10 protein-coding genes and 1 pseudogene are annotated in these 15,683 nt (G+C 62.2%); 8 read left to right on the forward strand and 3 right to left on the reverse strand.

What is annotated here, in order from left to right:
- Positions 1-1,203: a hypothetical protein gene (locus GXH28_RS06300; RefSeq protein ID WP_169238171.1), complete on the forward strand. Its 1,203-nt coding sequence runs from the start codon at positions 1-3 to the stop codon at positions 1,201-1,203.
- A gap of 99 nt (positions 1,204-1,302) precedes the next feature.
- On the opposite strand, the gene GXH28_RS06305 is transcribed toward GXH28_RS06300, so the two are convergent.
- Positions 1,303-1,470: a hypothetical protein gene (locus GXH28_RS06305; RefSeq protein WP_169238172.1), complete on the reverse strand. Its 168-nt coding sequence runs from the start codon at positions 1,468-1,470 to the stop codon at positions 1,303-1,305.
- A 582-nt stretch (positions 1,471-2,052) separates the two neighbouring features.
- Here GXH28_RS06305 and GXH28_RS06310 point away from each other — a divergent pair.
- Positions 2,053-2,442 (forward strand): PD-(D/E)XK nuclease superfamily protein, encoded by a 390-nt coding sequence (locus GXH28_RS06310; RefSeq protein ID WP_169238173.1) that lies wholly within the window; start codon positions 2,053-2,055, stop codon positions 2,440-2,442.
- Position 2,443: 1 nt separating this feature from the next.
- On the forward strand, positions 2,444-3,319 hold the full coding sequence (locus GXH28_RS06315; protein ID WP_169238174.1) for a DNA adenine methylase: 876 nt from the start codon (positions 2,444-2,446) through the stop codon (positions 3,317-3,319).
- A gap of 181 nt (positions 3,320-3,500) precedes the next feature.
- Here GXH28_RS06315 and GXH28_RS16250 read toward each other — a convergent pair.
- A pseudogene (locus GXH28_RS16250) lies at positions 3,501-3,666 on the reverse strand (IS701 family transposase); the annotation flags it as partial.
- A gap of 281 nt (positions 3,667-3,947) precedes the next feature.
- On the opposite strand from GXH28_RS16250, the gene GXH28_RS06320 reads away from it, so the two are divergent.
- From GXH28_RS06320 to GXH28_RS06340, 5 genes are all read left to right on the forward strand, one after another.
- On the forward strand, positions 3,948-5,822 hold the full coding sequence (locus GXH28_RS06320) for a helicase-associated domain-containing protein (RefSeq protein ID WP_169238175.1): 1,875 nt from the start codon (positions 3,948-3,950) through the stop codon (positions 5,820-5,822).
- Between the two features lie 35 nt (positions 5,823-5,857).
- A complete protein-coding gene (locus GXH28_RS06325) occupies positions 5,858-7,837 on the forward strand; it encodes a helicase-associated domain-containing protein (protein WP_206156730.1) in 1,980 nt (659 codons plus the stop codon).
- Between the two features lie 50 nt (positions 7,838-7,887).
- A complete protein-coding gene (locus tag GXH28_RS06330) occupies positions 7,888-9,693 on the forward strand; it encodes a helicase-associated domain-containing protein (RefSeq protein ID WP_169238177.1) in 1,806 nt (601 codons plus the stop codon).
- Positions 9,694-9,871: 178 nt separating this feature from the next.
- A complete protein-coding gene (gene secA / locus GXH28_RS06335) occupies positions 9,872-13,042 on the forward strand; it encodes a preprotein translocase subunit SecA (RefSeq protein WP_169238178.1) in 3,171 nt (1,056 codons plus the stop codon).
- A 544-nt stretch (positions 13,043-13,586) separates the two neighbouring features.
- A complete protein-coding gene (locus GXH28_RS06340; protein ID WP_169238179.1) occupies positions 13,587-14,951 on the forward strand; it encodes an 8-oxoguanine deaminase in 1,365 nt (454 codons plus the stop codon).
- A 77-nt stretch (positions 14,952-15,028) separates the two neighbouring features.
- Here GXH28_RS06340 and GXH28_RS06345 read toward each other — a convergent pair.
- The coding region (locus GXH28_RS06345; RefSeq protein ID WP_206156732.1) for a methylenetetrahydrofolate reductase at positions 15,029-15,683 on the reverse strand (655 nt) is incomplete at its 5' end.

Here is a 15,683-nt window from a genome sequence, read left to right on the forward strand (position 1 = left end):
ATGACTGTTGGTGAAATGCTCAAACTCATGCGCGATCCGTTGGGGGCGCCCTTCTACCCTCCCGCGCTCCAGGTGTTGCTGGTGGTGACATGGGTGTTGCACATTTTCTTCGTCACCACGGCCCTCGGCACGAGTGCCCTCAGCATCTTTGCGTTCACCGCTAAGAAGGGCGCGGGACTCTGGCTCCAGGCAGGCCGGCTGGCTGCTCGCCTCACGCCCAATGCGCTGGGGTTAGGAATCGTGACCGGCATCGCTCCCTTGCTCTTTGTGCAAACCATCTACGATCCGTTGTGGTACGCCGCAAACACGCTTACCGGCTTTTGGTCGGCGCTCTTCATCTTTGTGGTGATGGGCGGCTATAGCTTGGCCTACGTCTTTTACCTGAAGGGCAGCCGCGATGGTCGGTTGCTGTTCACAGCCATCCTCTCGCTGATCTTGCTCTTTTTGGCAGGCTGGGTGATGCACGTGCTGCATGCGGTCTCCATTCGCCCCGAGCAGTGGAAGCAGTGGTACATGCCCAGCGGCGTCATTGACACCCGTGGCGTCACCTTTCACGCGTACAACATTCCACGGTTGGTATTCCTGTTGCCATTGCAGGCCGTGCTGAGCCTGGCCGTAGTGATGATGTTTGCCTCGTGGTATTTGCGCAAGCGCGGCGACGATACAAGCTTTTTGCACTGGTTGGCGGCGCTGGGGCGCACGATGGCGCTTGTCGTTAGCCCGTTGTATGGGTTAACCGGCCTGGCGTGGGCGGTGACGGAGGGCCCGGAGTTTGGCGCGACGACGCTGATCGCTGTGCCGCTCGTAGCCATCGGCATCGCTTTGACGATCTACTTCCTCCGGCTTAAGCAGCCAGCGATTAGAGCGCCGCTGTCGCTCGGGGTGTGGTTGCTGGCCGTGTTCGGCGTGGCCATTGTGCGGGAAGCAGTGCGCGTAGCGTCATTGGCTCGCTATGGTTATACCCTCGCCGACTATCCCTATCACTTTGATTGGGGCTCCATCCTGGTCTTTGGCGTGACCACGATTGTCGGCGTGATGGTGGTGCTCTATCTCATCCTGGTGTTGTATCAAGCCAACGCTAGCCAAGAGGGCACAGTGTCGCTGCGCGTCGAGCGCCTGGGAAAGGTCGCGACGGGGATGCTCGGCGCGTGGTTTGGGTTCTTCGTTCTGATGGGGCTGTACTCGACCTTCGTCTTACGCTAGGCGCTGCTCATCGTTCAACCTTTTCTCCACAACGGAGGCAGCGCAGTTGACACTTGTGTCAACTGCGCTGCCTCTGTTTTATTCTCAAGCCGGCTTTCGCTAGCCTGCGCTTGTGCGCTGCGCCTTCTGGATCGGCGTTGAGAATGCCGACACGCCTCGTGGGTGGGCGTGGCTTTCGGCGGTTGGCGTGGGCGGCAGCCGGATGAAGTCCTTGCACCAGGTGTTCACGATCTCCTCAAGGACGAAGCCGTTCACCCACACGTACATCGCCGTGATTGATACGCCTTGCGTCTCGCGGGTACTGTCTCTAGAAATTATAAGGACACAACCGCAAGACAGGTGAAGAACGATGCGCACCGTGATCCTTCGCTTTCCCGCAGTTGGGTAAACGCCAACGCAACGTCCGTCGGCAGGTCCACGGTGCGCCTTCACTGCCCTACAAGGCTGGGGCGCCCTCAAGAAGACGGTCATCGTTACGCAGGGGCGTCGCACGGTCACGGCGCGTCGCTCCTTCTGCACGGGATGCACGCGCACCTTTCAGGTTTACCCGGAAGGGGTGACGCGCCGGCAGCGCAGCGAGCACTTGTCGTAGCGATGCGGGCGATTGTGGGGTTAGGCGTGTCGGCAGGGGGCTCGTGACGCTGCTGAAGCCATTCGAGATCGTGGCGGCGCGGATGAGTGTCTGGCGCGATGTGCGCGCCCCGGGGAGCGCGTCAAGCAGATGGAGGTTGGGAGGAAACAGCCTAACCCCGCTTCCAGCCGGCCCGCTCCGCTGCGCAGGTGAAGCGCAGGCCGTTAGGTGGCGATGGGGAAGCGTCTGGGCGGTACAATGTGTGAGGAGCATGTCCTATGCCAGGAAAAGAAACAGCCCCTAGAAGCGGTGATGAATTGAAGGAACGAGTGGTTGCTTTGGCGGAGACCCTTGGTTTGAAGGCACAAACGGAAGTCAAGGCAGGAAGAAGGCTATGGGGACAACGACGATACATTGACGTAGTGATCACCGATGAAAAAAGTGGGAAAAGGTTGGGAGTGGAATGCAAATTTCAGGCTACGCCGGGCACTGCGGAAGAAAAGATTCCGGCTACTATCCAAGATATGGAACATTGGCCTATTGAAGGCATCGTTGTCATCGATGGCAAAGGATTTTCAAAGAACATGCAAGGATACCTGATGTCCACAGGGAAAGTAGTTTGGTTCAGCGATCTAAAGGATTGGCTAAGCCTGTATTTTGGATTGTGATATGAGCGATTTACACCTTCCGCGACCTTTCTTGAAGTGGGCTGGGGGCAAGACGCAGTTGACAGACGCCCTATTGGAGCGTATGCCGGTTCATTTCTACACTTATCACGAACCCTTTGTCGGGAGCGGCGCTCTTTTCTTTCGCTTATACCGGGAACACAAAATCAAGCGAGCAATTCTTTCTGATATTAATGTCGAACTGATCGACACTTATTTGGCTGTTCGTGATCATGTTTGGGATATCATTCAAATACTCTCTGAATTTCCCCACAATGAAAAATTTTATTACGAGATTCGTGAGAAGGATCCCTGGTCAATGGGTCTTGCTGAACGAGCGGCGCGCATGATTTACTTGAATAAGACAGGCTACAATGGTCTATATAGAGTCAACCGGCAGGGGAAGTTTAATGTCCCATTTGGACGGTATAAAGCGCCTAAATATCTAGACAAAGACAATCTTTTAGCAGTGTCTCACGCTCTGCAAAACGTTGAAATCTTATGTGTGCCATTTGATACAGTTTCAGCTAGAGCCAAGCCAGGCGATTGGGTATATTTTGATCCGCCTTATGTTCCGATCTCGCGAACGTCAAACTTTACATCCTATTATGCCAATGGCTTTGGTTTACGAGAGCAGGAAAAACTGCGGGACATTTGTATTGAGTTGAGCAAGAAACACGTTTACCTCATGCTTTCTAATTCTGATACCCCCATCATTCGCTCTTTGTATGCCACATCCTTCTTTGCTATTGATGAGGTTTTAGCAAATCGGGCTATCAACTGCAATGGGGCGAAACGGGGGAAAATCACAGAACTGGTCATCACAAACTACCCCGCGAGATTCCCGTTGAAAAAGAGCGATATTGCCGCGCTTACTTGAGCAACGGTTAACCTATTGAGCATTTCGAGGACGCCCCCCAGCACGCGCATCGGCTAACGGCTTCGGCTCCACTCTGCTACGCTCAAGGTCGGCTCGCCGCAGGCGATGTACAAGAAGCACGCGGAGGTAGGTGAGGTTAGGACTACGCAGTTGGGTGAAGGCCATAGAGGGATAGGCCGGATCAATTCCTGATGATCGCATCCCAAATGATGGCCGCCGTGGCTTCATGCCCGCTCCCCCTTCCGCAAGCGATATACCTCCGGTCGCAAGAAAGCGCGCAAGGCCAAGCGCCCATGCTGAAGGACGGCAACCGCCTTCCGCACCTGCGCCTGCCCCCCCCCCGTACATCATTTCAGCCTGCGATGATTGTAACAGCGCGGTAGCAGAGATGCGGGCCCAGGAAGCCAGCGGGCAGGAGCGGATGTCGGACGTAGGCCCCTGGCTAAAGAAGCGACGCCGACTCATAAGCATCGTCAACCGACTGAGGGAGTTGGCCGGCGAGATCCGATTCGAAGGCGCTGTATTAGGCGGTCTAACAACAGCATGCAATGACAAAATATGAACGCTGAAGACGTCTTGCGGATGGCGCTGGATTTCCGCCGCTGATTGTGTTCTAATCGGTGATTCGATGTACAGCTACAAGCCGGAGAATCCGCTCATCGTACAAAGCGACCGCTCGGTACTGCTGGAGGTGGACAACCCATACTACACCGAGGCGCGCGACGCGCTGGCGCGCTTCGCCGAGCTTGAGAAGAGCCCGGAATACGTGCACACCTACCGCATCTCGTCGCTGTCGCTCTGGAACGCGGCTGCCGCCGGCCTGACCGCCGATGTGATCCTGGCCGACCTGGAGAAATACTCAAAATATCCGCTGCCGGAGAACATCAAGGTAGACATCCGCGATGCCGTCGGCCGTTACGGACGGATCAAGCTCACGCTCGAAGATGGGCACATGCTGGTCATCGCCGACGACGCAGCGCTGGGCGAAGAACTGGCGCGCCACCGATCGTTCGCGCCGCTGGTGAAAAGCCGCCTGAGCCCGTCAACCTTTGAGATAGACCCGGCGCAACGCGGTCACGTCAAACGCGTCTTGTTGCAGATCGGCTATCCGGCCGAAGACTTGGCCGGCTACGTGAGCGGCGCGCCGCTGCACTTCGACCTGCGTCCGGTGACGCTTGCCGGCCAGCCATTTGCGCTGCGACACTACCAAGCGGACGCCGCCGAGGTGTACTGGGCGCAGGGCAGCGCGGCCGGCGGCAGCGGCGTGGTGGTGCTGCCCTGCGGCGCCGGAAAGACCATCGTCGGCATCGCGGCCATGCACAAGGCGCAGTGCGCCACCCTCATCCTCACACCCAACACCATCGCCGTCCGCCAGTGGATGCGCGAGATCCTCGATAAGACCACGCTCACCGAAGATCAGATCGGGGAATACAGCGGCCTGAAGAAGGAGATACGGCCGGTGACGATCTGCACTTATCAAGTGTTGACCTACCACCCGCGCAAGGGGGCAGCACTTAAAGACCGGGGATGGGGAACAGATAAAGACGGCGGCGCTGCGCCGGACCCGCACTTCGAATCTATGGCTCCCAAAAAGCGCAGGTTGCCCAGGATCAGCGAATATCCGCACATGGCGCTGTTCAACAGCATGGACTGGGGGCTGATCATCTACGACGAGGTGCATCTGTTGCCGGCGCCGGTCTTCCGCATCACCGCGGAGATTCAGGCGCGTCGCCGGCTGGGCTTGACGGCTACGCTGGTGCGCGAGGACGGCATGGAAGGCGATGTGTTCTCGCTGGTGGGGCCAAAGAAGTACGACGTGCCGTGGAAGGACCTGGAGCGCCAGGGCTGGATCGCCACCGCCGAATGCCACGAAATCCGCGTCTCACTGGCCGACGAAGATCGCATGGAATACGCCGTCACCGGACACGATCAGAAATATCACTTCGCCGCAGCCAACCCGCGTAAGCTACAGATCGTCTCGATGCTGATGGCTAAGCACAAAGATGATGACGTGCTGATCATCGGCCAGTACATCCCGCAGTTGGAGCAAATCGCCCAGCGACTCGATGCGCCGCTGATCACCGGAGATACACCGGTGCGCCAGCGCGAGAAGCTCTTTCAGCAGTTCCGCGAGGGGCAGATCCGTCGGCTGGTGCTATCGAAGGTCGGCAATTTCTCGATTGACCTGCCCGATGCAAACGTGCTGATCCAGGTGAGCGGCATGTTCGGCAGCCGACAAGAAGAGGCCCAGCGCCTGGGGCGCGTGCTACGGCCAAAGCAGAACGGCTTGCTGGCGCACTTTTACACCATCGTCACGCGCGATACGCTCGACCAGGAATACGCCGCCAAGCGCCAGCTCTTCCTCACCGAGCAGGGCTACCACTATGACATCCTCTACGAAGAAGAGGTGCCCGGCTTCACGCCGGCGCTGATGGCCATGAACGCAGCGCCCCCTCGGCGCGCCAACGGCGCGCTCCAGCCGCGCGGCACGGCTTCGGATTAATCGCAATGGGAAAGGCTCCACCGGCGACTCACGTGATGACACCAGCGAGGACGTGGCCCGTCGCCACGCCCTTTCGCAGCAACGCGCTTTCACTCGCGCCGGTGATCGAAGCCGAGTTCAGCGGCGCCCAGTTGCGCGAACTGGCGCGCTGGCTAGGCGCGACGCCAAAGGACCACTCGCGCGCAGGGTTGGTCGAACAAGTAGTCACAGCGCTCAACGAGCGCATCGCCCGCGTCGCCGAATCGCCGGATGCATTGTTGGAAGGCCTGAGCGACGCACAACAACACTTCGCCCGTCGGCTGCTCACCGCGCGCGACCCCGAGGTGCCGGTTGCGTACAGCGCGATCGCCGACCTATGGACGCAGTCGGCCAAGCACCCGAGCCGCTCCTCCTGGCCCTATGCCAACCGCCAGTTGACCGAGATGCTCGAGTCGCTGCGCCGGCGCGCCCTGCTCTTTCCCACACGCGCGCCCTTCCCGACCAGCGCCCATGATTCATACTACCAGTGGCTGCCCATGCGCCGGGCGCCCGTGATGCGCTGGCCTGCATCAGCCGAGGCGACGACGCGCGAGGTCGCAGGGCCTTCATCACCCACCGCCAACTTTCTGGAGCACTTCCAAGCGTTCCTGGACGCCATCGCGCGCAGCGGCGCCGCCCTGCGCGCGCGGCTGCCGCCACATCAGCAAGCCGCACGCTTGAGCTGGCTGCGCGGCTGGGAACACAACGCCGACGAAGCCGAGCGCGTGCTGCGCTCTCGGCCAAACTGGGCGCCAGACCCACACACCGGCATCAGCGTGCCGATGCTCAGCCCCCTAGCGGCAGAATCGCTGACCACGTTGGAGAATCAAACGGGCCTGCCCGCGCCGCAGATCGAGTTCCTGTTCGCCATTGCGTGCGCTTTGCAACTCATCGAGGCGACCGATCCCGACGCGCCGGCGCCGCAAGCGACGGACGGCGCCGGGCGCGTGCGCGTGCGCAACGAGGCGCTTGAAGCGTGGTTGAGCATGGACGATCAGCAACAACTTCGGCGCGCCTGGACGGCCTGGAGCGAGCAAATCATGGACGGTCTGGAGGTGCGCAGCGCCATCGGCGACCCGAAGCCCGAGCCGAGCTTCCGCGTCATGCGCGCAATCGGCGCGCGCGCCCTCACCCCCAACCTGCTGGCCGCCGAGTGGTGTGCGCTGCGGCGCTACATGGTGCGTGTGCTGCGCAGCCTGCCGCTCGACCGGTGGATCCGCTGGGACACCCTGCAGGAGCAGCTTTTCGATTTTCATCCGGAATGCACCTGGACGTTTGCCACGAAGGCGAGTTGGTGGTTTGCTTACGCCGCCAAAGGCACCCGCGTGAATTTGAAAGTCTTGGACGAATGGCGCCTCACCCTCGGAGCCATCCTGGAACACATCATCCGAGATTCACTTGCCTGGTTCGGCGCAGTCGAGGCGCGCCCGACACCGGCCGGCCGGCTGGACGCTTTTAAGATCACGCCGCTGGGCGAATGGTTCATCGAAGGGCGAGAGGAGCCGCCACCGATCAGCGTCGCCCGCACGTCACGACCGATCGAGCCGATCGAGTGGCTGGACGAGTACACCCTGCGGCTGCCGCCGGCGCCGGATCGCGCTGCGCTGGTCGGCGTGGTGCGTCGCTGCACCGAACACGGCAGCGCGCCGTTCACTTACACATTCACCGCAGCCAGCATCGAGCGTGCGCTGTCGGAGGGGTTGTCGTTCGCGGATGTCGCAGCGCAGTTCAAGCGCGCCAGGGCACCGCTCAGCCGAACGGTCAGCAACGAATTTAAGCGGATTGCGCAACGGCACGGACGCGTGCGCGTGTATCAATCGCTCACCGTGCTGGAGCTGGCCGACGACTTCGCCGCCAGAGAGCTGGCCGCCAGCACCAGCCTGATGCAGTACGTGGTCTATCAACTGTCGCCGCGCACCTTCGTCCTCAACGCGGAAGGACTAGACAGATTGATCGGGGAGCTGCTCAAGAAAGGCTACACACCGAGGGTGAAGTAAGCATGCACCGGGAGGAGTCCAGAATCGAGCACGAGCATTCGGGAAGCGCCATGCGCAGCTCCTCATTCACCGTGCTCAGCGCCAGCGCCGGCGACTTCCAACGCGACCTGGGCCGCTATTTGCGCCATGTGCGCAAGGCCAACGGCATCCCGCTGACGCAGCAGGGCTGGATCTATAAGACCTGCCTCAAGGCGCTGGCCACAGCGCTGAATATAGCGGAGGCGCCGGCCAACGAACGCGACCACGGGCGAATGTGGTTCATGCGCCGACTGCTGCGGGCGATGAACGAGCTGAGCGAGGCGAATCAAGGCCGCCTCATCACTGTGAATCCAAACGGCCGGTTGCTCGGCATGCCGATGAGCCAGCGGGTGAAGTGGACGTTTGAAACCTGGCGCGACAGCGACGCATGGAACGAGCTGCTGCGATTGCCCCTGCAAGTCAGCAGCGGACATGCCAGCCGAGAGGCGTCGGCCGCGCTCGGCAAAGCGCGCCTCACCCTGTTGCGGGCGATCGGCCGTTTGGCGCAAGTCAATCGGCCATCTGGCGACTGGTTGACGCTGGCCGAACTGGTCGCCTACGTCAAGCGCAACCACTACGCCTTCTTGTTCGAGCGTCGGCATCACGGCCACAGCCAGCGCAGTTTGTACGTCTCGCCTTACCATCGGGCAAACAATCCGTATGGGTTGACCTTCGGCGCCGTCAAGAACGAGGCCAACGGTTGGGATCGGGTCGAGGGCGGATTCATCGTGAACGTGTTGACCGGCCCGCTGTGGTGGATGGGCCTAGTCGAGCTGGGATACCCGAGCAACGCTCGGCAGGCCGGCGGTGAAAACGTCGCGCCGGTGGCTTTCCGCCTCACACCGGCGGGCGCATGGCTGATCGGCGGCGGCGATCCGCCGACCTTCGTCGAGCGCGGCGGCAAGCTCATCGTGCAACCGAACTTCACCGTGCTGGCGCTGGAGCCGATCAGCGACGTCGCGCTGAGCGACCTCGACCACTTCGCCGAGTCGCAGGGCGGCGAGCGCGTCATCGCCTATCACCTGACGCGCGAATCGCTGTATCGCGGCCAGCAAAGCGGATGGGACGCCGCGCGCGTCATCGCCTTCCTCGAAGCGTATCAGGGGGGGCCGATCCCGGCCAACGTGCGCCGCTCGCTCGAAGAGTGGGAGGCCGCGCACCGGCGCATCACCTTTCACCGCAACGTCTGTGTGGTGCAATTCGCAGACGCCGAGGCCGAACAAGCGCTGACAGACGCACTGACGCCGTTCAAGCCACGGGCCATCGGCGCGCGCTTCGGGCTGATCGAGGAGCGGGACGCCGCCGAGGTTGTAGCTGCGCTGCGCGAGGCAGGATGGACGCCGGTGTTGCAACCCGCCGGCGATCAAGCCACGGAGAACGCGTTGCGCGCCGGCGACACAGGCGAAGTGATGTTCACCCAAGCCGCGCCGAGCGTGTACGCCTTGGGCAAACTGGCGCAATTCGCCGAACTGGCGCCGGCCAACGAGGGTAAGAACGGCGCACGCATTACCGCCGCCAGCGTGCGCGCGGCGATGAGCAGCGGTATGTCGCTCGATCAATTGCTGGCCACGCTGGCGGAATTGCACGACGGGCCGATCCCCGTCGAGTTAGAGGAGAAGATTCGCGCATGGGCCAGCTTCTTCGGCGATGCAACGCTGCAACACACGGTGTTGCTCGAGCTATCCAGCGACACCGTGCTGGCCAACTTGCTCGACGACCGCGAGGTCGGCCCCTATCTGACCCCCATCGAGGGCAGCGCAAAGCCGCTGGCGCTGGTGCAGCCGGCGCACGCCGAAATCGTGCAGGCGATGTTGCGCGAACGCGGGATCAACATTTAGCCCAAACTGGGGAACGGCGGCTCATCGCCGGCCCAACCAGCGGACGACGACGGCAAAGCGACCATCGCGTGCCGCCCAAGCGCCCGAAATAAGCGGGCAATTTCGGGCGACACAATATAATCGCGACTGTACACGCCCATTCGCAGAATTCGGTGCGTCCGATTCTGATGGCTCAACCATGTTCAAAAACCTTCTGACGAGACTTATCGGCAGCGACAGTGAAAAGGCCTTGGCGCGCCTCGGCCCGATGGTCGAGCGCTGCAACGCGCTGGAGCCGGAGATGATGAAGCTGACCGACGCCGAGCTGCGCGCCAAGACCGACGAATTCAAGGCCCGCCTGGCCGATGGCGAGACGCTCGACGACCTGATGCCGGAGGCATTCGCCGTGGTGCGCGAGGCCAGCCGGCGGGTGAACAACATGCGCCACTACGACGTGCAGCTCGTCGGCGGCGCATTGCTGCACCAAGGCAAGATCGCCGAGATGCGCACCGGCGAAGGCAAAACGCTGGTCGCCACGTTGCCGCTCTATCTCAACGCCCTGCTCGGCAAGGGCGTGCACCTGGTCACCCAGAACGACTACCTGGCCAAGCGCGACGCCCAATGGATGGGCAAGGTGTATCACTTCCTCGGCCTGCGCACCGGCATCATCCAGAGCGCCGGCGACGGCCGCCCCGACGACGCGACCTACGAGTTCGACCCGACCTACCCGTCCACCGACGATCGCTTCCTCAACCTGCGGCCGATCAAGCGCAAGCAGGCCTACGAGTGCGACATCACCTACGGCACCAACAACGAGTTCGGCTTCGACTACCTGCGCGACAACATGACCACCGACCTGGCCGAGTGTGTCCAGCGGGTGGATGAAGACGGCCAACCGTTGCTCTACTTCGCCGTGATTGACGAGGTGGACAACCTGCTGATTGACGAAGCGCGCACCCCGCTCATCATCAGTGGACCGGCCGATGAACCGTCCGGGCTGTACAAGCGCTTCGCCGAGTTGGTGCGCCGGCTGGAGCCAAGCAAGCACAACGACTTCAAAAACCCCGACGGCGACTACATCGTCGAGGCCAAGAGCAAGAACGTCACCCTCACCGAGCAAGGCATCAGCAAGATCGAGAAGTGGCTGGGCATAGACAACCTGTACTCCCCTGAGCATGCCGAGATGACGCCCTATCTCGACAACGCCCTGCGCGCCCACGTGATCTACGAGCGCGACCGCGACTACGTGGTCAGCGACAAAGGTGAGATCATCATCGTGGACGAGTTCACCGGCCGCCTGATGTACGGCCGACGCTTCAGCGAGGGCTTGCACCAGGCCATTGAGGCGAAGGAAGGCGTGAAGGTCCAGCGCGAGAGCTTCACCTACGCCACGATCACCTTCCAGAACTTCTTCAAGATGTACGACAAGCTGGCCGGTATGACCGGCACGGCCATGACCGAGGCGGAAGAATTCTTCAAGATCTACAACCTCGAAGTCGTGCCGCTGCCCACCCACATCGAATACCAGGCCATGCAGAAGAAGCTGATCGAGAAGCAGGACAAGTTCGTGGACGGCTCACCCGTCACCGTCTACGTTGATCCGAAGACCAACCGCAAGTACTACAAACGCCTGGACTATCCTGACCTGGTCTTCAAGAATGCCGAAGCCAAATTCAAGGCCGTGGTGAACGAGATCGCCGAGACGCACAAGACCGGCCGGCCCGTGCTGGTCGGCACGATCGCCATCGAGACCAGCGAACACCTCAGCCGCATGCTCGAACGGCGCGGCATCCCGCACCAGGTGCTCAACGCCAAGCATCACGAGAAAGAAGCGACGGTGATCGCGCAAGCCGGCCGCAGCGGCGCCGTGACCATCGCCACCAACATGGCCGGCCGCGGCGTGGACATCCTGCTCGGCGGCAATCCCGAGGGCATCGCCCGCGAGAGGCTGCGCAAGGCCGGCAAAGATCTGACGCAGATCACGCCGGAAGAATGGCAGGCCGCGCTGGCGGAAGCAACGCGCGAGACCGAAGAGGACAAGAAGAAAGTCCTCGCCCTCGGCGGCCTGCATGTCATCGGCACCGAACGTCACGAAGCGCGCCGCATTGATAACCAATTGCGCGGCCGCTGTGCGCGCCAGGGCGACCCCGGCAGCACCCGCTTCTACGTCTCGTTAGACGATGAGCTGATGCGACGCTTCGGCGGCGAGCGCGTCAAGAGCTTGATGGAGCGCTTGAAGATAGAAGAGGACGTGCCGTTGGAGTACGGCATCCTCTCCAAGAGCATCGAACAAGCGCAGGAGAAGGTCGAAGGCTACAACTTCGACATCCGCAAGCACGTCGTGCAATACGACGACGTGATCAACCGCCAGCGCGAGGTGATTTACCGCCAGCGCCGCACCATCCTGGAGAAGGACGACCTGAAAGAAAACGTCATGGACCTGGTCGCGGAGGAGCTGGAGGAGATCGTCCAGGAACATACCGTCGGCGACTTGCCCGAGAACTGGGACCTTCAAGGGCTGCTCAACCAGGCGCGCGCAATCGTGCCGCTCCCCAAAGACTTTGACCCAGCCCAGTGGGCCAAAGGCACACGCGACGAGATCGTGGACTTCCTGGTCGGCCAGGCCGAACAGCGCTACGACGCCGGCTTGGGCGAGTTCGCCAAAGTCCTACAGACGCAGATGACGCTGGCCGGCGTCACGCTGGAGCAAATGCGCCTGGGCCACGATCCCATGATGCGCTGCATCCACCGCTGGGTCAAGAAGCACTTCGACGCCCCGCCGGAGGCGTTCGCGGCCATCGAGCCGCTCCCCCTGAATGAGATTCCGGCGCAGCATCAACCCGCTGTCGCTCGAGGCTTCTTTGACGGCGTCCGGCTATTCCGCGATCGCGCCGTCTTGATTCAGACGGTTGATCAACACTGGGTAAAACACCTGACCGATCTCGACGAGCTACGCGAGGGCATTGGCCTGCGCGCCTTTGCCCAGCGCAACCCGCTGGTGGAGTTCCGCACCGAGGCCAGCCGCATGTATGAAGAGATGCTGGCCAGCATCCGCGAGCAGGTCGCGCACCGCATCTTCAACGTGCAGTTCAACGTCCAGGCACCCCGGCCGCAGCGCCAGCAACACCCTCAGCCGCAGCGGATGGCGGCGTTGCCTGCCGGCGCGCGCTCGCCGATAGACCGCGCCATCGAACGAGGCGCGCTGAGGACCAGCGGCGGCAGCGCAGCGGCCGGCGCCGGCAACGGCAAGCCCAAGCCGGCAACCTCGCGCAAGCTGGGCCGCAACGACATCTGCCCATTCTGCGACAGCGGCAAGAAGGTTAAAGTCTGCCAATGCGAGGGGGCGCGCAATTGGCGCGGTGAACTCTAGAGAGCAATCACCGCGCCTTCGTCATTGATCCCTACAGCCATAGCCACAGCCGCATCCTCGCTTCGGCGGTCACACCGGACGGCGACCGCAACGGCCAGCTCGTGCCGGCAGATGTCCCTCTGGAGACGGGCGATGCGCCCGCCTTCTTTCCGGGCGGTTAGACGCCTGGATCGCTCCGGCGGGAAAGGTTAGGGCGAAGCAGCGCGAGGCCACTGAATTTGCGCGCCGTCGTTTGCCGCCACCCGGCCGAGCAGAGCGCCGGATACGACTGCGCGCCATTCCGAACACCTCACCCCTTCACGTCAGGCATCCCGAACGGCGCGCGTCTAAGCGCGGGGGACGATGTGCTGCGATGTTGCCAAACTCACCCACACACATCTCAAACTCATCAACCCAGCTTATCCATTCCCAACTCAGTTGCTACACCGTGCTACGATGTCCTCCCCGCTCGGCTTAGTCTATCACAAAGATGATACAAAGTAAATACAAAACTTAGACAAACCCGATTTTGCCACTTGAGGCCCTTCACAGTAACATCCTGCCGATGACGCACACACTCCTGATCAAGCATGCAGATTGGCTGGTGACGATGGACGCCGACCGGCGCGAAATCCCCGATGGCGGGCTCTACGTCGAGGACAACTGCATCGTCGCGGTCGGCCCAACCGCCGAACTCCCGGCGACTGCCGACGAGGTGCTCGACCTGCGCGGGCATATCGTCCTGCCCGGCATGATTAACACGCACCACCACATGTACCAGAGCCTGACCCGCGCCGTGCCGGCAGCCCAAAACGCCGAGCTATTCGGGTGGTTGCGCGCACTTTACCCGATCTGGGCACGCCTGACGCCGGAGATGATCCGCGTCTCAACGCAGATGGCGATGAGCGAGCTGTTGCTCTCCGGCTGCACCACCACCAGCGACCATCTCTACATCTTCCCCAACGGCTGCCGGCTGGACGACAGCATCGAAGCCGCGCGCGAGGTAGGCATGCGCTTTCACGCCAGCCGCGGCGCGATGAGCGTGGGCGAGAGCAAAGGCGGCCTACCGCCCGACAGCGTGGTTGAGGACGAAGACGCCATCCTGAAAGACACTCAGCGCCTGATCGAGGCATATCACGACCCGGCGCGCTACGCGATGCTGCGTATCGTCGTCGCGCCATGCTCGCCGTTCTCGGTCAGCCGCGATTTGATGCGCGAGTCGGCCAAGCTGGCGCGCGCCTATGGCGTATCGCTACACACACACCTGGCCGAGAACGACAATGACGTGCGCTACAGCCGGGAGCGCTTCGGCATGACGCCGGCGGAATACGCCGACGACCTGGCCTGGACCGGCAGCGACGTCTGGCATGCGCATTGCGTCCGGCTCGATGATCACGGCATCGCTCTGTTCGGTCGCACCGGCACCGGCGTGGCGCATTGCCCTTGCTCTAACATGCGCCTGGCGTCGGGCATCGCGCCGGTGCGCAAGATGCGCGCCCAGGGCGTGCCGGTCGGCCTGGGCGTGGACGGTTCGGCCTCCAACGACGCGGCGCACCTGTTGAACGAAGCGCGCACGGCCATGCTGCTGCAGCGCGTGGGCTTCGGCCCCGATGCGATGACAGCGCGTGAGGCGCTGGAGATCGCCACGCTGGGCGGCGCGCGTGTGCTCAACCGCGACGACATCGGCGCGCTCGCCCCGGGCATGGCCGCCGACTTCGTCGCCTTCGACTTGCAGCAGATCGGCTTCGCCGGCGGGCTGCACGATCCGGTCGCCGCCCTGGTCTTCTGCGCCTCCGCAAACGTGGCCTACAGCGTGATCAACGGACGGGTGATCGTCCGCAATGGTCAGATCACTACGCTCGACCTGCCGCGCCTGTTGGAGCGGCACAACGCGCTGGCGCGAATGCTGGTCAACGGGGAAGCGGCTTGACCGGGTCAGCACCCCGGCCACGTAGGCCAAGCCGGCGATTCTGTGAGCGACGTCGGAGGAACCCGGCTCGCCCACGCTTAGGACGACGAGAGCTGGAGTTGGCCGGTTGTCTGTTGGATCAGCTTCGCCACGATGTCATAGCGGCCAAAGGCAGGAATGAAGTATGCGCCCTGCACCAGGTCGCGGATGCCGGCCAGGATCTCCATGGCAATGATCGCGCCCTCGGTGCGGGTTTTGTTGCCGGCTGCCTCCAGGCGCCGCACGATCGCCTCCGGCATCATCACGCCCGGCACCTCGTTGCGCAAGAACTGGGCGTGGCGCACGCTCGCCAACGGCAGGATGCCGGCCAAAATCGGCAGCGTGAGTTTGCCGAACATCTGCTCATAGTAGGCGATGAACCGGCGCGCCATCTCCGCGTCGAACACGGGCTGAGTCAACGCGAAGTCCGCGCCGCACTCGATCTTCTTGCGCAGCAGCTTGGCCTCCTTCTCAAAGTCGGTCGGGGTGAGATTCGCGGCCACGCCGACGAAGAATGCGCAGGGCTTGCCGATAGACGCGCCCAGCCCATCCAGGCCGACGTTGAACTGCGCTTTGATCATCTGCACCAGGCCCGTGGGCACGACGTCGTGATGGTCGTTGGCTTGCGGATAATCGCCGATGCGCGTCGGGTCGCCCATGGTGACGAAGATGTTGCGGATGCCCAGCGCGTGGGCGACCTGTTGGCCGCCCACG

The organism is Candidatus Roseilinea sp. NK_OTU-006 (genome assembly GCF_012931985.1).
In the GTDB taxonomy this organism is placed as follows: Bacteria; Chloroflexota; Anaerolineae; order J036; family Brachytrichaceae; genus JAAFGM01.